The 21,248-nt window shown below is 43.7% G+C and carries 14 protein-coding genes and 1 tRNA gene; 7 read left to right on the top strand and 8 right to left on the bottom strand.

Features of this window, described 5'->3' with window-relative positions; genetic code table 11:
• Positions 1-23 precede the first annotated feature (23 nt).
• The 8 genes from DW121_RS08360 to DW121_RS08325 form a co-directional block, all read right to left on the bottom strand.
• The gene (locus DW121_RS08360; RefSeq protein ID WP_118323512.1) at positions 24-2,105 is read right to left on the bottom strand and encodes a glycoside hydrolase 43 family protein; all 2,082 of its coding nucleotides are present in this window, start codon (positions 2,103-2,105) and stop codon (positions 24-26) included.
• Between the two features lie 40 nt (positions 2,106-2,145).
• Positions 2,146-3,504: a glycoside hydrolase family 43 protein gene (locus DW121_RS08355; RefSeq protein WP_118323511.1), complete on the bottom strand. Its 1,359-nt coding sequence runs from the start codon at positions 3,502-3,504 to the stop codon at positions 2,146-2,148.
• Between the two features lie 21 nt (positions 3,505-3,525).
• Complete coding sequence (locus DW121_RS08350; RefSeq protein WP_118323510.1) at positions 3,526-4,881, bottom strand: glycoside hydrolase family 43 protein; 1,356 nt, start codon at positions 4,879-4,881, stop codon at positions 3,526-3,528.
• Positions 4,882-4,930: 49 nt separating this feature from the next.
• Positions 4,931-6,343, bottom strand: a complete 1,413-nt coding sequence (locus DW121_RS08345; protein ID WP_118323509.1) for a glycoside hydrolase family 43 protein — start codon at positions 6,341-6,343, stop codon at positions 4,931-4,933.
• Positions 6,344-6,355: 12 nt separating this feature from the next.
• On the bottom strand, positions 6,356-8,080 hold the full coding sequence (locus DW121_RS08340; RefSeq protein ID WP_118323508.1) for a family 43 glycosylhydrolase: 1,725 nt from the start codon (positions 8,078-8,080) through the stop codon (positions 6,356-6,358).
• A 6-nt stretch (positions 8,081-8,086) separates the two neighbouring features.
• A complete protein-coding gene (locus DW121_RS08335) occupies positions 8,087-10,087 on the bottom strand; it encodes a family 16 glycoside hydrolase (protein WP_118323507.1) in 2,001 nt (666 codons plus the stop codon).
• A gap of 138 nt (positions 10,088-10,225) precedes the next feature.
• Positions 10,226-13,009, bottom strand: a complete 2,784-nt coding sequence (locus DW121_RS08330; protein WP_118323506.1) for a two-component regulator propeller domain-containing protein — start codon at positions 13,007-13,009, stop codon at positions 10,226-10,228.
• Positions 13,010-13,037: 28 nt separating this feature from the next.
• Positions 13,038-13,111: transfer RNA gene (locus tag DW121_RS08325), tRNA-Ala, on the bottom strand.
• Positions 13,112-13,214: 103 nt separating this feature from the next.
• Here DW121_RS08325 and DW121_RS08320 point away from each other — a divergent pair.
• From DW121_RS08320 to DW121_RS08290, 7 genes are all read left to right on the top strand, one after another.
• On the top strand, positions 13,215-13,520 hold the full coding sequence (locus tag DW121_RS08320) for a DUF4286 family protein (RefSeq protein WP_117711464.1): 306 nt from the start codon (positions 13,215-13,217) through the stop codon (positions 13,518-13,520).
• Positions 13,517-14,086: a crossover junction endodeoxyribonuclease RuvC gene (gene ruvC / locus DW121_RS08315; RefSeq protein WP_117711341.1), complete on the top strand. Its 570-nt coding sequence runs from the start codon at positions 13,517-13,519 to the stop codon at positions 14,084-14,086. The genes DW121_RS08320 and ruvC overlap by 4 nt, the downstream gene beginning before the upstream one ends.
• Positions 14,087-14,136: 50 nt before the next feature.
• Positions 14,137-16,134 carry a type I pullulanase gene (gene pulA, locus DW121_RS08310; RefSeq protein WP_118323505.1) on the top strand — a complete coding sequence of 666 codons (1,998 nt, stop codon included), beginning with the start codon at positions 14,137-14,139 and terminating at the stop codon, positions 16,132-16,134.
• 221 nt (positions 16,135-16,355) lie between these two features.
• The gene (locus DW121_RS08305; RefSeq protein ID WP_410492038.1) at positions 16,356-17,831 is read left to right on the top strand and encodes an ATP-binding cassette domain-containing protein; all 1,476 of its coding nucleotides are present in this window, start codon (positions 16,356-16,358) and stop codon (positions 17,829-17,831) included.
• Positions 17,832-17,907: 76 nt separating this feature from the next.
• Positions 17,908-18,564 carry a fructose-6-phosphate aldolase gene (gene fsa / locus DW121_RS08300; RefSeq protein ID WP_117711343.1) on the top strand — a complete coding sequence of 219 codons (657 nt, stop codon included), beginning with the start codon at positions 17,908-17,910 and terminating at the stop codon, positions 18,562-18,564.
• A 111-nt stretch (positions 18,565-18,675) separates the two neighbouring features.
• Positions 18,676-20,577, top strand: a complete 1,902-nt coding sequence (locus DW121_RS08295; RefSeq protein ID WP_118323504.1) for an LTA synthase family protein — start codon at positions 18,676-18,678, stop codon at positions 20,575-20,577.
• Between the two features lies 1 nt (position 20,578).
• Positions 20,579-21,247: a phosphatase PAP2 family protein gene (locus DW121_RS08290; RefSeq protein ID WP_118323503.1), complete on the top strand. Its 669-nt coding sequence runs from the start codon at positions 20,579-20,581 to the stop codon at positions 21,245-21,247.
• The last annotated feature ends 1 nt before the right edge of the window (position 21,248 follow it).

Below are 21,248 nucleotides of genomic sequence, written 5' to 3'. Positions count from 1 at the left end.
TGAGACGGATTTATGTATCTCAGTCATTGTATAACACTCCATTCAAAAACGACTCCGTTAGTTCGTGTAGTATTTGAGCCAGGCCAATCTGCAGAATAAGGTTCACCGGTGAGCACATCTATACCTATATAGCGATTTGTTTTGAGTGACAGTAACATACATTGATTGCGAAGCATATCTTGCCACATAAATAGACTGGCATCACTTTCCTTGTCCATTAGGCGCACGTCTCCCGAAAGACCTTCACCTGCAACGGTCAAGAAGCCGCTTCCATTCATCGCTTCCAAGGCTACACGCCCTTTTCCGCGGTCATGAATTCTGAATTGGCTGTCTTTCGGATTGTATTCGTTGCTGTTGATATTTGCATTGCGCAATATGCGGCGTGAATTCGTCCATACAAAAGAATTATTTGCTAAATTTTTGAGAGTAATTACTTTTCCGATAGGAAGATTTGCGGAACGGTCGGCAAGTGGCTCCTCGATTTTGAAGTTGTCGAATTCGGCATATCCTCCTTCTTTCCCTTCTGTGTTGTAAGCAAACAAGGCAAATCTCACTCCTTGGAAAGTTTTCATTTGATAGCCTAAACGTAAATTGCTCCCCATTTCTTTAAAGTTTGTACCATCAGTGCTATAACTCAGCCTAGCCAAATCATTGTCAAAATCTCCTTCGGCGCGTAAATAGATTTTTCCCGTCGAAATTGGTTCATCTACTTTTATGTTCTTGACCAAGTCGTAAAAGCGTATTACATCTCCCTTTCCGGTACGCAGTACTCCAATCCAATAATAGGGAACATTCAGTAAAGCCAATCCGGCTATATCACCTTTTTTCAGTGATTTGGTATTCAGCTCTACAATGGCATTTGATTCAGGTCCGACTGTTCGCTGCGTTAGTGAATTCTTGGCGTGCATAAAACTCTTGGCCGGCATAGTGTGCAAACGTAACGTTCCGTTTTTTAACGCCCATTTCTTTTCTACGGGATAGTGATTCCATTGCCAGATTGGTTTCAAATCTTTTCCCGAGAAGTCATCATTGCGTTCGTAAGTAGTATGAGGAGTTGTTTCAATTCCTACATTCGGCTTGAACCATGTGCGAGGTGAACGTCCTAAATTATTCTCTATTCCGAAAAAAGGCCAGCCGTTTTTCCATGTCACCGGAGAAAGGAAAGTCAAACGTCCGACAGATTTTACATCCATCATTGAAACACCCCACCATTCGCCATTCGGCAAATCTACAATTCCGCCTTGATGTAGTGGTACAGCATAGTAAGCGTCCGGGTTTGGGGCTGTGAATGTTATCTTGTCTCCTTCTTTAGGGATATCGGACCAGAATCCAAATTCATTCGACCACCATCCGCGTTGCGTACCCATTGTTTCGCGGTTGCTGATAACGGCGGTTTCGTAAGGACCTTCCGGCTTGTCGGCACGAGCGCATTGCATGCGGCCTACGGGTGCATAGTCTGCACTGATAATATAATATTTTCCATCTATTTTATAGAAATGGTGTCCTTCCCCCATAGCGCTGCCTTTAGGAATAATTACTTTTTCACTCCCTTCTACATAGCCACTGAAATCGGGCTTGAGTTGAATCAGGCGTACTTCATCATAACCATGTACGGCATATATTTTGTCGTCATTATCAAACAGTATTCCCAAATCATAAATTCTGCCACCCATATTTTTGTGTACCCAAGGGCCGGTGGGGTCTTTGGCGGAAAACACTTGTAAACCATGGTCATTTACGTTGACGAATACATAGAAGGTACCTTTATGATAACGGATGGCAGGAGCCCATATTCCGTTTCCGTAGATACCTTTATTACCTTCCAAGTGGAAGTCGGGTCCTAAATCAAGTCTGTCAAATATGTAGGTTACAAATTCCCAATTGACTAAATCTTTGGAGCGTAGTAGCGGCAGCCCTGGCATGGCATGCATGGAACTGGCTACCATATAAAAGTCCGTTCCCACACGTATCAGGTCCGGGTCTGTGAATTCGTCGTAGAATAGTGGATTGGTAAAGGTTCCGTTACCATTGTCAGCTGTCCACGACTGGGCTTGCAACTGACAGAATGTTATCAGTCCGAAAATAATAGAAAATAGATGTTTCATGATTGTTCTATTGAATAGGGTGAATATATCGATTTAAGAGTTATTTGGAAAACATCCAATAGTCGAAATACATGATGCGGCCGGGCTTATCTCCTTTGAAGATGAAATACAAGTCATGTATTCCTGTTACTTTAGATGTCTCAGTGCTCACCAATGCCCATCTGTCATCACCTCCGGTCAGTGGTACTTTAGTCGTTCCCAATAGCTGTCCCTGAGGACTGTCGAGCCGAATTTCCATGGTCACGCCGCCATTGTGTGTAGTTCCTACTCTTGCTGTAAATTTGCTGGGACCGTGATCGCGAAAATTAACGTTTCTGACTTTGGTATATGCGTTGTTTTGCATGGCGTTGATAAAGACTCCTACTTCTGCATTCTGTGTGGCTTTGGCTCCTTCGGAGAATGCTATAGTTTCTGCCTCTGTCTTTCGATATGGATTTAGGGTTGTGAGTCCTTGTTGGATTCCGTTCGTCATTTTCAGAGGTTTGATGGAACCGTTTTTGTTGAATTCTACTTGTTCTACGCATACCGAACGGGTGAAGCCTGAGCCTCCGGGAAGCGCTCCGCTGTGATAAAACAAGTATGTATTTCCTTTATAGTCTACAATTCCGGGATGGTTGGTGAAGCTTCTTCCTTCCGTAGGCATAAGTACCCCGCCATATTTCCAAGGACCGAGGGGACTTTTGCTGGTTGAGTAGCCGAGATGTTCTGAAATAGGACCGCCTGCCCACAATAAATAATAAAGGTCATTGCGTTTATACAGCCATGGACCCTCTTCGTATAATGTCGGCCGTTCCTTTACGTTACCTTCCCGTTTGCCAAAAGCTTCTTCTGTCATTGGAACGCGTACGATGTCCCCCTCATAAGAAATCATATCTTCATTCAATTTTACATAATAACAGAAAGGATTTCCCCAATAGAGGTATGCCTGCCCGTCATCATCAATGAATACGGTAGGGTCAATATCTCCTTTTTTACTTTGCACCAACGGTTTTCCCAGTGGATCTATAAAAGGGCCGTAGGGGCTGTCGGATACTGCTACGCCAATTGCGGGGCTATTGGTTGTGCGTGATGTTACCGGCACATATGCATAGAATTTACCATCTCTTTCTATACATTGCATAGCCCATGCATCTCCTTTTGCCCAGCTGAATGTCTTGTAGGAAAGCACAGCGCCATGATCGGTCCAGTTCACCATATCGGTAGTGGTGTATAGTTTCCAGTCATTCATAACAAACCATGTGGATGCATCCTCGTCGTGACTGGTGTAGAGATAAAGTACGTCATTGTGTACCATCGGTGCCGGATCGGCTGTGTACATGGTTTGTACAATAGGATTCTGTGCGATTACCGGAAGAGAGCATATTCCCAGGCAAATACTTAAAAAAAGGTTCTTGTTCATAAGATATTATTTTTTTGTGATTTATTTAAACATCCAATAATCAAGGTTGAAAAGTTCGTGTGGAGTTCTGCCTTTAAAGACAAGATATAGGTCATGAATTCCTTTGGTTGTTTTTATGTTGGTGGAATGTTCCTCCCAATTTTCCCATTCTCCAGTGTAGGGGATATTTAAGGTTCCTATTATTTCTCCTTCAAGTGAGTCGATTCTAAGTTCTATTTTCCCACCATGATATCTGCTAGATGCAGAAGCAATAAATTGAGAAGCACCTTTTTGTCCGAAGTTTACATCACGAACTTTTATATAGTCGGTATTATGGATAGAGGTAATATAAACACCTCTTTCTGCATCGGTAGCGGAAATAACGCCTTGTGACCATGCTATGGTTTCGGCTTCTGTCCGTTTGTATGGATTGAGTGTACTTACCCCTTTCTTGATGCCTTCATCAGTCATGTGCATTTGCGGTATGGTGCCGTCAGGGTTGTATGTAAATTGCTCTACGCATACCGATCTGCAATAGCTATGTCCTCCAGGTAGTGCGTCGTTATGGTAAAAGAAGTAAGAATTGCCTTTATAATCTATTATGCCGGGGTGATTGGTATTACTTCCTTTTGCCAATGGCATAACTATTCCTCCGGCCTTCCATGGCCCTTTTGCTGTTTGGCTTGTAGAATAATGTATAGACTCCGGAAACTCGGCGGCATAGATCATATAGTATAGGTTATTCCGCTTATATACCCAAGGTGCTTCTGTGAATCTTCCGAAAAAGGCCGTATTATCTTTGGCATCGAGCGCTGTTATAGAGTCATTCAATGATATCATATCTTTATTCAGTTTGGCTTGATAGCATACACCGTTACCCCAATATAGGTATGCCTGTTCATCGTTATCGATAAATACCGTAGGATCAAGGTCATCCCAGGAGTGTTTGGCAGTTGTAGTCATGTTGTTGGTTACCAATGCCCGGCCTAATGCATCTTTGAAGGGGCCATAAGGTGAATCTGCAACGGCTACACCGATGGACGAACCTGGGCTGAATTTGTTTTGTGAGGATATATACCAATAAAACTTACCATCCCGCTCTATGCATTGTGCAGCGCTGGCATCTCCGGCTGACCATTTGAAATCACTTGTTTTCAGCGGTGTTCCACAGTCTGTCCAATTCACCATGTCGGTAGTGGTATACAGGCGGTATTCCCTCATCAGGTATGCGTTGGAGGGAGCATCCTTTTCATCGCATCCCACATAAAGGAATAATGTATCGTTATGCACCATTGGGGCAGGATCGGCTGTATATTTGGTTTGAATAATCGGATTTTGTGCCGTTGCCAAAAGAGGAAGGAATCCCAGACATAGAGCTAAAATGTTGTTTTTCATCATAATCGTTATTGTTGATAGTTGTTTTTAATACAAATATTTATTGTGGATATTAATGTGTGAATTCCCAATAATCTATGTGGGCAAAGTCTTCTTTATTGCCTTTGAATACAAAGTACAGATCAAATATACCAGTGTTGGGAATAGATACGTCCGTTGTAATTGTTTTCCAGGACTCCCAGTCTCCTGTGGGAACAATGTTCAGAGTACCTATCAGCAATCCGTTTTCACTTTCCAGACGGATTTCAATATTTCCACCTTTTGGAGCTCCACATGAGATAAAAGCTTTAAATTTGGAAAGACCTTCTTTGGTGAAATTCACTCCCTGTACTTTTATATAATCCCCGTCGTTGGCAGAACTTACAATCCGGTTATCCGGAGCACTTTTTCGGGCTTCGGTGTTGATGCCCCAACCTTTTGCCATGGTTTCCGCTTCATTCCGTTTGTACGGATTGATGTATTTTAATTGGGGTAAACCGTCACGTGTGGTTGATACCGTCCGGATAGTACCATCTTCATTGTGTATTAAATGATCCAGACAGACACTACGCATATATTCGCGTGAACGTTTGTCTGCTTCTCCTTTCACATAGGCCACTTCCCGATTATGGTATGCAATATAATATTCGCCTTTGAATGGAAAGATGGAATGATGATTGTTGAAGCCGTCGTTGATGGGTGGGTTAGGTAATATTAATCCCGGCTGGGAGAAAGGTCCCATTGGATGCTCACTCATTACATACTCAATGTTGGCGGGAAAGCTGAAATGATGCCCGGCATACGAATAATAATACTTGTTTTTATATTTATGTACAAATGAAGCTTCGAAGAAGCCGGGAGTATTGGGGTGTATGGCTTTACCTTCAACTTCTGTCAGGTTATCTTTCAATTTAATGATTCGTGAATTGCCGGGATCACCCCCTCCGAAATAAAGAAAGGCTTGTCCGTCATCTTCTATCCAAACGCTTGGATCGAAACACCACATACCCCATTGTCCGCTACCGGGTTGCACTCCTGGAGTATTCATATCAACCATGGGGGTGTCCCGATTGTCTATATAAGGACCAATTGGACTGTTACTGGTTGCTACGCCAATACCTCCGCAATTGCCGTCACCGTAATAGAGATAGAATTGGTTGTTGTGATAAACAACGCATGGTGCCCAGGTCAATTGGGCTCCCCATCTTGAGTCTTTAGCATGGAATACTTCACCGTGGTCTGTCCAATTCTTTAAATCGTCAGTTGAGATACAAGTGATATCATTCATAAAATATCCGTATCCTCTTTGAGGGTTATAGGTATCATGTGAACAAAACAGATACAGTCGTCCATTGTATTCTATTCCCCATGGGTCAGCTGTATATCGTTGCCAAAACAATGGATAATCCGCCTTGCTGATTGATGTAAATGATGCAAACAGTAATAAGCAGAAAAGTGATTTTTTAAGAAAATAAGTGGTTTTCATGACATTGCATATTTATTGAATGATTTTGACTTCTTTTCCGACAGTGATTCCCGCTTCATTGAAACTGTCTATTGCGAAATAATAAGTCTGGTCTGCGTTCAATATGTTAATGGATACCTTGTTATCTTCATATACTAGATAATTATGGTATAATTTGTCTTTCTGTGTACCGAACCGGATATTGTATCCGATGGCATCCTCTACTTTATTCCAGTTCAGATTTACAGTTCTGCGATTATTACTATTTCTGGTTAATTTCGTGAACTGTGCAGTTGCTGGAACCGGTTTATCTGCTTTTCCAAATACTCTTAGGCCGGAAATGGAAAATTTTCCGGAAGGGAAATATATATTGGTTACACGAATATATCTGGTGTTTACCGGTTTGTCCAATTGGATGTAGTCGTTAGGGGCTTCTACCTTGTTCTTTGATTTGTCGACTGTCATATTCCATATAATACCATCTTGGGAATCTTCTATTCGGTATTGGTAATAGGTAGAATCTGTTTTTCCCGATATATTGGCATCTTGGTCGGCAAAATTAATTTGAATGGCGTATACTTTGGAATTTTGCCCTAAATCAACCGTTAAGAATTCTCCTTTGTTAGCTGTTTCAGCACTCCACCATGTTCTTATATCTTCATTCACGGCATTCTTTGTAGGGTAGCCTTCCAATGTAGATGAAGCTTCAACTTCCTTTTTATAAGACAGGAGCATCCATCCTGGGAATAAATCTTGTGGAGAGGTTATTTTCTTGTCGGGAACAATCATTGGATAGTCTCCCCATGCAGTGTATGCATAAGCATCACCCTCTTCGTCAAAAAAAGTAGGGTATAATGAAATTCTTCTTTCAAACATATGCCTTTGGGAGATGGTAGAGGTGCCGATATTCCAGTAGTTTCCATATAAGTCTTGGAATGTACTTCCATGTCCGATGCCATTGACAAAACCTTCGGGCTTATAGGAGAATGGGTTGTGTTTGAGTAATGTAAATGGACCTAATGGATTCTCTGATACATAAACTCCGTTGTTGTAGCTTTTAAACTCTGTACCGGGTACTGCATATTGCAGGTAATATTTTCCTTTGTATTGGTTCATCCATGCTCCTTCGAGCCAGCCTGTGTGCTTATAATTAGTGTTGTAGTCTCCAGCCACTTCCCAGCCGTACTTTTCGGCATTACTGTAGAATAGGGGAGTAGCTTCTCCTTTGGGCATAAAGGTGTTTTTATCCAGTTCTACTCCCATCATTGGGGTGGCTGCACCGGAACCGTAATATAGATAAATTTTATCGTTATCCGAATCGTAGAATAACATTGGGTCTGCCAGGATATAAGGGAATTGATCGGTTACCAATTCCCATTTTCCGGATTTAGGGTCATGGCTTTTATATATCTTATTAGTTGCTATGGATGCAGTGAAATAAATCTCTCCATTCATTTCCATAACGGTAGGGGCATATTTTTCAATGGGGAGATCGTCAGTAGTTATTAAATTCCAGTGGATAAGATCCGATGAATGAAAATAGCCACCCGATTTAGATAAAAATAGGTAATATTCATTTTGAAATTTAATCATGCTGGGATCTGCCGCTTCACGCCAGGATGGTGAATTCAACGAAAAGCGATAACTTAAATTGACAGGATTACAGATTGTCTTAAAGCTGTTCTTTTTTCCTTCACACGCTGCCAGAAGTGCGGAAAACAAAAGTAGTAACAGGCAATATTTATTTATGTTTTTCATTTTTTATTATAGTTCTTCTATTGTGATGTCTTTATATAGAGCTTCGCAAGCTTTGCCTTCATGAATCTGTAAAGCAATATATCCTATTTGTGGAATTCTGCCTATCTGTACATCGGGGTGAGGGGTGTCAACAAAAGGTTCGAAATAATCTAATGTTTGTATTCCATTCAGCCAAATACGAACACGCGGACCTTCGCAGCGAATGATATAAGAGTTCCACTCTCTAGCATTGTAAGTAGGATTTTTAGCAAGGGGATTCCCTAAAAAGTCCCAGCGACGTTGTTCATCGTAGAGTGCTCCCTTTTTCCAGGAGATAATATCTGCTTGGTAGCCTATCATTTCATGCTCTTTGCCTTTTTCGGTTTGGGGCTGGCTACGGAATTGAATACCGGCATTATAGGAGTCGTCTGCGCAGTTAATTTTGAATTTCAGGCGTAGCTCGAAGTTACCGTATTCACGGTCTGAACGTAAGAATTCATTTTGAGGTATTTCCATTTCGGTATTTCCACCTATTATGGCATCTTCTTCTATACGAAACCATTTCATACTTTCCTTGCCGTTGTTACCAGTCCACCCTTTGAAGGTCTTTCCGTTGAATATGGGTTTTCCTTTAAACTCTTGTAATATATTTATGGGTGAAGAAACAGACTTTTCTTTTGTAGGTATAAGTGATAGATATTGTATATCCGGTAGTGCCTCTTTGTGTACCAACTTACCTTTTTCATCTTTTACTAAAGAAAGTTGAATACCTTGAAGGCTTATGTTCGCTTCTCCAGTTGTAGGGACTCTTATAACACCTAAGTTCTTTTCGTGGTATTCATTCCAGCCAGCTGTCGGTTGTATTAGTGTAGCAAATTGTTGTTGTCCTGCTGTAACAGTTATTGCACTTCCTTGATAAGGTTCGGAATATTTCAAGCATACGGTATAGTTTCCTTTTTTTAAAAACGTTTTCCATGAAATCTGTTGTTCCGTATTGTTCCAGCCGTGTATTGTTGCCAATGTGTCTTTATCTTTATCACAGATGTTTAGTCCGCCTTTTGTAGATGCATTTCTTGCCCATAGTTTTATAGGTTTATTATTATTGTCGGCTTGCTTGTTCTTAAGCAATTCTTTACTGAGTTGACGAAGATAGACTACACCGGGAGTTATATACTTCAAGGGTTCATCTTGATCTCTTTCATATTCAAATACGATAATGGGAGTAGCTCCTTTTTTATTCAGATAAGTTAATAACTCTTTTATTTGTGCAGCTCCTTCTCCTAATGTAACATCTTTCCCGTTTTTGTCGCAACGGTCTACATCGCGGAAGTGGAAATGGTACATACGTCCGGCGTCGGTATATCTTTTTACGACTTCATATACGTTGGTACCGTCACGCATGAAATGTCCTACATCCACAGAAGCGCCAATGTATTTACTTCTATCTTTACAATCAGCTAATACGTCTTCCGGATTCCAATACGGTGAACCGTGAGCTTTGGGATGATTGGTGAGAAACATATAAACGCCATATTTCTGACATAGTTTATCATAAAAATCCATACTTCCGGGACCTGATGCGATACGGACAGGGTCAGTTGTAAGGGCCATTTTCCACTCTTTGCAGAATTGGAAGAGCTTTTCTGTTTGTCCGTTTTCTGCATCTTCCTTACTTGGACGGCAATAGAATGAAGTGAGAGTCACACCTTTTTCCTTGCATTTATTTTTAATTTTTTGTTTGGTTTCTTCTGATATTTGCCATGGGTTGAATCTTTCTTCTTTTCCTCTTTCTATGGTTTGCCAGATTGTGGCTTCTACATATTTCAGACCTAAATCTGCGGCGGCATCAATAGCATCAAAAAGAGAATAGCGAGTAAAGGTATAAGACTGAATACCGACTTTCCAACCTATTTTATCAAAGTCGGATGCAATCTCTGTTGTTTTATTTCGGGTATATCCGTTGGCGGTTACTCCGAAACTTAACAGGATTATCAATGTCAGTTGTAGATAAAGTGAGACGTGTTTCATAATACTAATAAGTTAAGAATTCTGTCTGCAAATGTAGGGTAGAGACAGAAAAAAGACTCCCCTTTTCAGATATTTTATTTTGCAATTTAGGTAAAAAAAGCTTCTGAAAGGGTGCGCAAGTGGGTTTCTGTACTTTATTTATATTTCGGTGGGTGTTTTCCCGAAGTGCTTTTTAAAAGCGCGGCTGAAAATGCTGAGGCTGGAGAAACCGGAGAGCTCGCTGACTTCGGTTACAGTATATTGACCGGATTGCAAAAGTTTGAGCGCATGGTTCATGCGTACGGCTTTGATAAAGTCGGAAGGGGATTGGTCTGTCAATGTTTTGATTTTCTTGTATAAGAGTGAAGGGCTAACATTCATAGCTGCGGCAAACTCTTCTTTTCCAAATTCACTGTTGGCGATGTTTTCATTGATAACAGCTATCGCTTTGTTAACAAACGGATCGTTAGGTTTACTTTGGAGTACGGACTTTTCTTCGCGAGTAGTTGGTTGGCTTTGCGCCATTTTTTCTTGCATGAGCACTTGGGCGGCATCGGCGATGAGCCTGTCATTGGTACTCTTTCTTTTTAAACGGTTCGAATAGCTTTTGAAAGCGTAAATGATGTAACCGCCGATGCATAGGCTTATAAGAATTGCAAACCACCAAGTCTTCCAAAAGGGAGGTGTGATATGTATGTTCAAGCTACGTTCATCTATAATTTGTGATAGAGAGCCATCGTACATTCTGATATGCAATTTGAAGTCTCCGCCGGGAAGATTGGTGTAATTAATAAAATGAAGTTCAGAGGGACGACTCCAGTTCGTATCCAGTCCTTCCAATAGCCATGAGAATTTCATGTTTCTTGCAGAACCTCCTGTTGGCAGGAGCTCTAACATGAAATTGTTTTGAGTATAATTCAGGGATAGTCTCTTTTGTTGATTGACCGGGGTATTATTTAATAAATGGGGGATTGTACGGATGGAACGACCGGCTACGGTGATGTTTTGGAAGAAAATCTTTCCTTTGGGACGAGTCTCCTGAAGCAGCTTGGGAGTAAACATTATTGCACCGTTATTCGTTCCCCAAACCAGTTTGCCATTCTTTAGTCTCGTGCAGGAGTTGACACAAAAAGTTGTGTTTGAAAGGGAGTAGACGGAAGTATACGACCGGATAGTATTGTTTAAGATATTGAGCCTGCACAAACCGCTTTCAGTACCAATCCATAAAAAGCCGTTATCCAATAAGATACTGTTTACATAGTTGGATGTCAGACCGGATTCTGTGGTAAATCGCTCTGTTTGCCGTTTGTCATAATCATATTTTATCAGCCCGTCTCGGCAAGTTGCAATCCATACAGTGTTATCGGTTACTACTACATCTTGTGCCAAACTACCTTCGACTAAAGCTTCTATTGTTCCGTGATTTTTATCCAGTAAGAACAAGCCGTGTGAAGTTGTGAGTAATAGCTTCCCCGGAGCGAGTTCGGCAAATGCACTGACAGGTTGGATTGGATATTCTCGAAAACTATTTTCTTTATTCCGATAACAGGATAGATTCTGGTTGCCGCCAATCCATACATCTCCTTCTGCATCCACAAAGCAATCAAAGATAAAGTCTCCTGAGAAACCGGGAGTATGAGTCTTTGAGGAATAATGTTGAAGTGTTTGTCCGGTTTTTCCGTCCAGTAAATAAACGCCGGAAGAATAGCTACCTGCCCAGATACGTCCTTGACTATCTTCGCATAAAGATAAAAACACCTTTGCTTGCTCTGATTTGTCCCGATAATAATGGTTCCATTTATTGGATATAGGATTCCAGCGGCTTAAGCCATTGTTTGTTGCAAACCATATATACCCTTTATGATCTTCTATAATCTTGTTTACATAATTGTTACCTAAAGAATTCGGATTGTTTATTTGATAGGTTATGGGGATAATCAGGGAATTGCCGTTTTCAAAAAAAGACAGTTTTCCGGTGTATGTGGCTACCCAATTTCTGGATTCATCGCAGAGAATATCATATACCCCGTCACCTCGAAGTGAAAAGGGGTTATTTAGGTCTTCTTTGTAAATGTTGAGAAGTTTATCTCCTTTTTCGCTGATATGCCATATGCCTTGACCGTCAATACCGATTAAAAGAGTATTATTGGCGTCTTTCTTTATTGTAAGAATCGGTTGTTTCGGAAAGCCCTTGATTGGTATGGCTGATAATGTTTTTTGAGTGATATCATAATAAAAAAGGCCCGCCGCTCCGGTACCAATCCATAGGCGGTCGAGCTGCTCGTCATAGTACAAACTGGGTATCTGAAAAAAATCTTTTGCATTGTATGGGTAAATGAGACGGCTTTTTAATGTTGGCATCTCCAGCAATGAGATACCGGCTGATGTAATATAAAACAGTTGATTATTTTTATAAAAGGTGAGTTGCTTTATTTCCTTTTCCGATTGTGTGATTCTTGTAAGTGTATTGTTTTCATATTTAAATAGCCCGGTTGAGGAGGCAATCCAAAGGGTTCCGGTTTTATCGGCCGTGATAGTTCCTATGGTGATATGGTTGTTGCCGGTTTCTTCTCGTAAGTCTGCCAAAAAGAGAAAACGGTCTGTAACTTCGTCGTAATGGAATATCTGACTGTTATTAGTGTAAGAGAATAGTTGTGAATTGCCGTAAGTCAGTTTTACAAATACAAAATCGGTGGTTTTACAAGGTAGCTCATAATTGCGGCAGTCTCCCTCAGTTACTCTCAAAATCCCGGTTTTAGTGGAGGCCCAGATAAAGCCATGCTTATCTTTGCAGATAGAAAATGCTTCTCCCGATGTTATGCCATAAATATCACTGATGTTGTAGAATTTGGTATTGGCTGGGAAAGAATTCAAACTTATGAAAAGTAGAGTAAATATCAGAAGTATGACTTTTGCTTTTGATGTAGTTTGAACTTTTTTCATGAGGAAAACTTCATTCATGAGAAGCGGGTGGAGCGTATCGGACTCGAACCGATCACCTCGACACTGCCAGTGTCGCGCTCTAGCCAGATGAGCTAACGCCCCGTTGCTAACGTTTGCAGAGCTACCTGCATTTTTGATGGCGCAAATATAATGCATTATTCTGAAATAATTGCTATGTTTGCGAAATAAAATGAAAAAAGAAGTTATGTTGATATATAATACGACCTATCACGTAGAGGAAGGACAGGAAAAATACTTCCTTACCTGGATGCAGGAATTCTATCTTCCTGAAGTGGAAAAGCACGGTACGCTGTATGCTCCGCGCATAGCACGCATACTGAGTCATATTGAAGAGGGAAGCATATGTTACTCAGTACAGTTTGAGGTGGAAAACTCGGCTAAGCTGCATCGTTGGCATCAGGAGCAAGGCGTGAAGCTGAATGAAGAATTGCTGAAAATCTTTAAAGACAAAGTAATCGGTTTTCCGACATTGATGGAGGTAATTGTGTGATACAACCGGTAAAAGAAAAAATCATTCTGGGCATCGACCCCGGTACTACCATTATGGGGTATGGAGTGTTGCGCGTGGCGGGAGTGAAGCCCGAAATGATTGCTATGGGTATCATAGACCTTCGCAAGTTTGGCGATCACTACCTGAAGCTTCGCCATATCCACGAGCGGGTGTTGGGCATTATTGAGAGTTATCTGCCGGATGAACTTGCCATTGAAGCGCCTTTCTTTGGAAAAAACGTGCAGTCCATGCTGAAGCTGGGACGTGCGCAAGGTGTGGCTATGGCTGCCGCTTTGAGCCGTGATATTCCTATTACGGAATATGCCCCTTTGAAGATAAAAATGGCAATAACCGGAAACGGACAGGCGTCTAAGGAACAAGTGGCTGATATGCTGCAGCGTATGCTCCACTTTCCCAAAGAGGAGATGCCCGTATTTATGGACGCTACCGATGGGCTTGCCGCTGCTTATTGCCACTTTCTGCAAATGGGGCGGCCCGCTATGGAGAAGGGCTATCACAGTTGGAAGGATTTTATAGCCAAGAATCCCGACAAAATAAAACGGTAGTCCCGTACCTTATATTTCGAATTTAATACTTTACACTTAAAATACTAGCCATGAAATTAAATGATCTTGTCATTATCGGAGTAGCGGCGACAACGGTAGTCAGTTGTGCCCCCTCGAAGAAAGAATATACCTCATACGAACTTTATCCTGTCCGTACGGGCAGTCTGGCTGAAATGGAGTATACTCCGGGCGCTACGCAGTTTACGCTTTGGTCGCCTACGGCAGATGAAGTACGCCTGATGCTGTATGATGCGGGAGACGGCGGGCACGCTTATGAAACGGTAGCTATGTCACCTGCCGAAAACGGTACGTGGACGGCTAAGGTAGAGCGGGATTTGAAAGGCAAGTTCTATACGTTCAATGTAAGAATCAACGGTAAGTGGTTGGGTGATACGCCGGGCATCAATGCACAGGCAGTAGGTGTGAACGGCAAGCGTGCGGCGGTTATCGATATGCGTGAAACCGATCCGGAAGGCTGGGCGGAAGATAAACGTCCGCCGCTGGCATCGCCTGCCGATGTGATTATCTATGAGATGCATCACCGGGACTTCTCCGTAGACCCTTCATCGGGCATCCGGAATAAGGGTAAGTTCCTTGCCATGACGGAGACGGGAACAGTCAATCCCGATAAGTTGTCAACCGGTATCGACCACTTGAAAGAGCTGGGAGTGACACACGTGCACATCCTGCCTTCCTATGACTATGCCTCTGTGGACGAAACCAAGCTGAACGAGAATCAATACAACTGGGGATATGACCCTCAGAACTATAATGTGCCCGACGGTTCTTACTCTACCAATCCTTACAAGCCGGATGTACGTATCCGCGAGTTCAAACAAATGGTACAGGCTTTGCATAAGGCGGGCATTCGTGTGGTGCTGGACGTAGTGTACAATCATACTTTCAATACGGTTGAGAGCAATTTCGAGCGTACTGTTCCCGGATACTTCTATCGTCAGAAACCTGACGGAAGTTTTGCGGACGCTTCTGCCTGCGGCAATGAAACGGCGAGCAACCGTTCCATGATGCGCAAATATATAGTAGAGTCCGTTTTGCATTGGATAAACGAGTATCATATTGACGGCTTCCGCTTCGACCTGATGGGAATCCATGACATCGAAACCATGAACGAGATACGCAAGGCGGCAACAGCGGTAGATTCCACAATCTTTATATATGGTGAAGGTTGGGCTGCATCGGCTCCCCAAATGTCACAGGATTCGTTGGCAATGAAGGCCAATACCTATAAGATGCCGGGTATCGCCGCTTTCTCCGATGAGATGCGTGATGCACTGCGCGGTCCTTTCAATGATAACCGTCAGGGAGCTTTCCTTGCCGGGCTGCCCGGGGGAGAGGAGAGCATCAAGTTCGGTATTGTGGGTGCAGTGAAGCATCCGCAAGTCAATAATGAACAGGTGAATTATAGCAAAGCCCCGTGGGCGGAACAACCCACACAGATGATTAGCTACGTGTCTTGCCATGATGATATGTGCTTGGTGGACAGATTGAAAGCGAGTATTCCGGGCATCACTCCCGAAGAACTTGCCCGGTTGGACAAACTGGCGCAGACAGCGGTATTTACTTCGCAGGGCGTACCCTTTATTTATGCGGGCGAGGAGGTGATGCGCGACAAGAAAGGTGTACATAACAGTTACCAGAGTCCGGACTCCATCAATGCCATCGACTGGAAACGCAAGACGGAGCACGCCGATGTGTTTGCCTATTATAAAGGATTGATTCAGCTGCGCAAGCATCATCCGGCTTTCCGCTTAGGAGATGCCGAACTGGTTCGCAAGCATCTGGAATTCCTGCCGGTTGAGGGCAGTAATGTGGTGGCCTATCGGTTGAAAGAGAATGCCGGGGGCGATGCGTGGGGCGATATATATGTAGTGCTGAATTCACGCAAGGAAGCGGCTAAGGTCTCAGTGCCCGAAGGCAAATATACGGTGGTCTGCAAGGACGGCTTCATCAGTGAACAAGGTTTGGGTACGATGTACGGGCCGGAAATCTCCGTTCCGGCGCAGTCGGCACTTATTTTCTATAAATAGGGAAAGCAGGCTTTTCGAGTATGTCAAACGGAATTTTCAAGCATATCAAATGAATTTATCAAGTGTATCAAACGGAATTATCATCGTAAGAAAACAGATTATCTGTTTCGTCAGAATACATGGTCTGTTTTACTAAAACGCATAATCTGTTTCATTAAAACGCATTATCTGTTCTGTCACTCAGAAGAGTTTGTGACTCCTAACAAGACAAACCATTAAAAATGATACAACAACATACCTTGCAGATAACGGAAGGAGTAGCGCGCAATCCGCTTATTCGTCTGTCACACCCTGTCACTCTTGACTTTCTCGATGGAGAGCATATAGCTATTGTTGGCCCTAACGGAGCCGGGAAAAGCCTGTTGGTAGATTTGCTTACGGGTAGATATCCCTTGCGTGACGGCACACTGACGTACGATTTCCGCCCCTCCGCCACGCAAACTGCCTACGACAACATCAAGTACATTGCTTTCCGTGATACCTACGGTTCTGCCGACGCCAATTACTACTATCAGCAACGTTGGAATGCCCACGACCAAGAGGACGCCCCGCTGGTGCGTGAGCTGTTGGGTGAGGTGAAGGACGAAGCTCTCAAACAACAACTGTTCGACCTTTTCCGTATCGAGCCGATGCTTGATAAGAAAATCATTCTTCTTTCCAGTGGCGAACTCCGCAAGTTTCAGCTGACCAAGACATTGCTTACAGCTCCGCGCATCCTCATCATGGACAATCCTTTCATCGGACTGGATGCCGCCACACGCGAACTGTTGTTCAATGTGCTGGAGAAACTGGCGCAACTCGCTTCCCTGCAAATCGTGTTGGTTCTCTCCATGCTGGATGATATACCGTCTTTCATCACTCACGTAGTCCCCGTTGACAATAAAGTGGCGGGAGAGAAAATGGAACGTGCTGTCTATATGCAGGCTTTCCATGAGCAAGACGCTATGCGTGCTGAGGCAGATGCCGCCTTTTTCAGTGAATTGCAGCAACGCATTATCGACCTTCCTTATGAAAACACTAACTTCACTTCGGACGAAGTTGTCCGTTTGAATAAAGTCAGTATCCGCTATGACGACCGCACAATCTTGAAAGAACTGGACTGGACGGTGATGCGCGGACAGAAGTGGGCTTTGAGCGGCGAGAACGGCGCAGGCAAATCCACCTTGCTTAGCTTGGTGTGTGCGGACAATCCGCAGTCTTATGCCTGCGACATCAGCCTGTTCGGACGTAAGCGGGGGACGGGTGAGAGTATTTGGGAAATCAAGAAACACATAGGTTATGTCAGCCCGGAGATGCATCGCGCTTATCTGAAGAATCTGCCGGCTATCGAAATCGTAGCTTCCGGACTGCATGACAGTATCGGTCTGTACAAGCGTACGCACACCGGCCAAATGGCTGTGTGCGAGTGGTGGATGGATGTTTTCGGCGTGGCGGGTTTGAAAGACAAGCCTTTCCTGCAACTCTCCAGCGGCGAGCAACGTCTTGCCCTGTTGGCGCGTGCTTTTGTGAAAGACCCCGAACTGCTGATTCTTGACGAACCCTTGCATGGACTGGATACGTATAACCGTCGTCGCGTAAAGAAAATCATAGAGGCTTTTTGCCGTCGTAGGGATAAAACAATGATAATGGTGACTCATTACGAGAACGAACTTCCTGCCACGATTAGCGACCGCCTGTACTTGAAGCGCAACCGCTAAAATATCCGGCTGATAAAGAACAAACAACAATGTAAATCGTTATATTTGTGGAATTAATCCTTAAACTATTTACATTATGAAGTTCTTTATCGACACTGCAAATTTAGACCAGATTCGGGAAGCCTACGATATGGGCGTACTCGACGGAGTGACAACCAACCCCTCACTCATGGCAAAAGAGGGTATCAAGGGAGTGGAAAACCAGCGCAAGCATTACGTGGACATCTGCAATATAGTGCGGGGAGATGTAAGCGCGGAGGTGATTGCCACCGACTATGAGGGTATGATTAAGGAAGGTGAAGAACTCGCCGCACTCAACCCGCACATTGTGGTGAAAGTGCCTTGCATTGCAGACGGAATAAAAGCCATCAAATATTTTTCGGGAAAAGGTATCCGTACCAACTGCACACTGGTGTTCTCCGTGGGGCAGGCTTTACTGGCGGCAAAAGCCGGGGCAACTTACGTTTCGCCGTTTGTGGGGCGCCTTGACGATATCTGTGAGGACGGCGTGGCCTTGGTGGGCAGTATTGTAGAAATGTACCGCTATTATGGTTATGAAACTCAGGTGCTTGCTGCATCCATCCGCCATACCGCACATATTGTCCAATGTATAGAAGCAGGAGCCGATGTAGCCACGTGCCCGCTTTCCGCCATAAAAGGCCTGTTGAACCATCCGCTGACAGATGCCGGGTTAAAGAAGTTCCTCGAAGACTATAAACGTGTGAACGGATAATCCGGAAAAGCCTATAAGCCTATCTTTCACGTATTTCTTGACTAATATTGGCGATAAATAGAATAAAAACTTTATTTTTGCCGAATATATTCAGTTTAAGAGAAAGCACCGATGAAAGAAAGGCTTATAGGATTCCTCAAGACATATCTCTTGTTTGTTTGCATCTTTGCATTGCAGAAACCGTTTTTTATGCTCTTTTACCGCCCGTTGTACGAAGGCGTTTCGTGGACGGAGTGGTTTAGTGTGATGTGGCATGGATTGCCGTTGGACTTATCGCTTGCAGGCTATCTGACTGCCATTCCGGGGTTGCTTTTTATCTGTTCCGCATGGGCGGTTCCCAATCTTCTCCGCCGTATATGGTGCGGCTACTTTATCTTTGTTTCCGTTTTGCTTTCCATCATATTTACCGTCGATATCGGATTGTATGAATATTGGGGATTCCGTTTGGACGCTACTCCTTTGTTCTATTTCTTTTCTTCACCGAAAGATGCGGTGGCAAGCGTCAGCTTTTGGATGGTAATCGGTGGTATTGTTGCCATGGTTGCCTATGCGGCGGTGTTGTATGGAGTATTCTATTTTGTCTTGTTGCAGAAAGGTGCGTTCAGACGTATGAAGATACCTTATCAGCGTTTGAAGGTTTCAGGTGTTTTGTTGCTGATGACCGGGTTGTTGTTCATCCCGATTCGCGGAGGATTTACGGTATCCACCATGAATACGGGGAAAGTGTATTTCAGTACGAACCAGCGTTTGAATCATGCCGCCATTAACCCGGCTTTCAGCCTTATGGAATCTCTCTCCAAGCAGAAGGATTTTGGAAAACTGTATCGTTTTATGGAAGCGGATGCGGCAGACCGCATTTTTTCCGGTTTGGTGGATTCCGCTGTTTTGAAGAACGACACTCTTCTGACTGATTCCTTACGGCAAGTTCCGGATTCTCTGCATTCATTGTTTACGACACAGTGTCCCGATGTGCTCTTTGTTATTATGGAGAGTTTCTCTTCGCACCTGATGGCTACGTTGGGAGGAGAGCCGGATGTGGCTGTGAACTTGGACAGCCTGGCGCAAGAAGGGGTGCTCTTTACCAATTTTTATGCCAACAGTTTCCGCACAGACCGGGGATTGGTAGCCATTTTGAGCGGTTATCCGGCACAACCCACCACCAGTATAATGAAATATCCTCGTAAGACGCAGTCCATCCCTGCCATTGCGGGCAGCTTGAGGAATGCAGGTTATAGAACCAAATACTACTATGGCGGCGATGCGGACTTTACCAATATGCGTTCTTACCTGATGTCATCCGGATTTGAAGATATTGTAGCCGATCAGGATTTTCCGGTATCGGAGCGTTTAAGTAAGTGGGGAGTGCACGATCATCTTGTGTTCCGTCGTTTATTGGATGACTTGAGAGCGGAAGCGGCAGACAGCAGTTTGGCGGGGAAAGATGCACCGCACTTTCGCGTGCTGCAAACGTCCAGCAGCCACGAGCCTTTTGAGGTTCCTTACAGCCGCTTGGAGAACGAACGCCTGAATGCTTTCGCGTATACGGATAGTTGCATCGGTGACTTTGTAAGACAATTCCGTGAGTTGCCGCAATGGAAAAATACGGCTGTTGTGTTTGTGCCCGACCATCTGGGGGCCTATCCCGAGCATATCAGTAATCTTGAAATAGACAGATACCGGGTTCCGTTGCTGATAGTGGGAGGAGCAGTGCGTGAGCCGAGACGTGTTGATGTTTACGGTTCGCAACAGGATATTGCCGCTACCTTGTTGGCGCAACTGTCCTTGCCTCATGGTAAATTTACGTTCAGCAAAGATATGCTGAATCCTGATTCTCCGCATTTTGCTTTCTTTACCGCACACGACGCTTTCGGTCTTGTGACGCCGGACAATCAGCTGATATTTAATAATGAATCAAATGCAATAGCTGTGGATGAAGGCTCGAAGAAAGGGCAGAACCTCTCTTTGGGACAGGCTTATTTGCAGAAATTGTATGACGATATAGCCAAAAGATAGAATGATATTAGCTGATGTTTTATCAGGGTTGGTGGAAATGGATACCGACCTGTTGCTTGCCATCAACGGATGGCGTGCCGAATGGGCGGATCTGTTTATGTATGCCTTTAGTGGAAAATGGATTTGGATACCTTTATATGCGTCTATTCTCTATGTGATAGCCCGTAATTTGCATTGGAAAGTAGCTATAGGGTGCGCTGTAGCCATTGCGCTGACAATCATTTTTGCCGACCAGATAGGAGCGACCTTCATCCGTCCGTGGGTGTGCCGTCTGCGTCCTGCCAATCCGGAGAACCCCATTTCTGAGTTCGTACATATAGTAAATGGGTATCGGGGCGGACGATACGGCTTTCCTTCCTGTCATGCCGCCAATACATTCGGACTTGCTTTCTTTTTGTTCTATCTGTTCCGCAATCGTGCTTTGAACTGGTTTATTATGGTATGGGCGCTGCTGACGTGTTATTCCCGTTCTTATTTGGGAGTGCATTATCCCGGAGACTTATTGGCGGGCGCTTTTATCGGTTTTGTCGGTGCGTCTCTTTGTTACCGGCTTTTCTGCGGGGTGTGCAAGTATCGACGGAGAGAAAATTATACGCATATTTATCTCCCGATTTGGGTGGGAGGCATTACTACGATAAACATCTTCCTTTATAGTTTGTTATCTTCTTAAC

It is taken from the genome of Bacteroides sp. AM10-21B (genome assembly GCF_003472565.1).
Classification (GTDB): Bacteria; Bacteroidota; Bacteroidia; order Bacteroidales; family Bacteroidaceae; genus Bacteroides; species Bacteroides propionicigenes.
The sequence above is the reverse complement of the archived record's forward strand: the minus strand, read 5'-3'. Positions and strand labels throughout refer to the sequence as shown.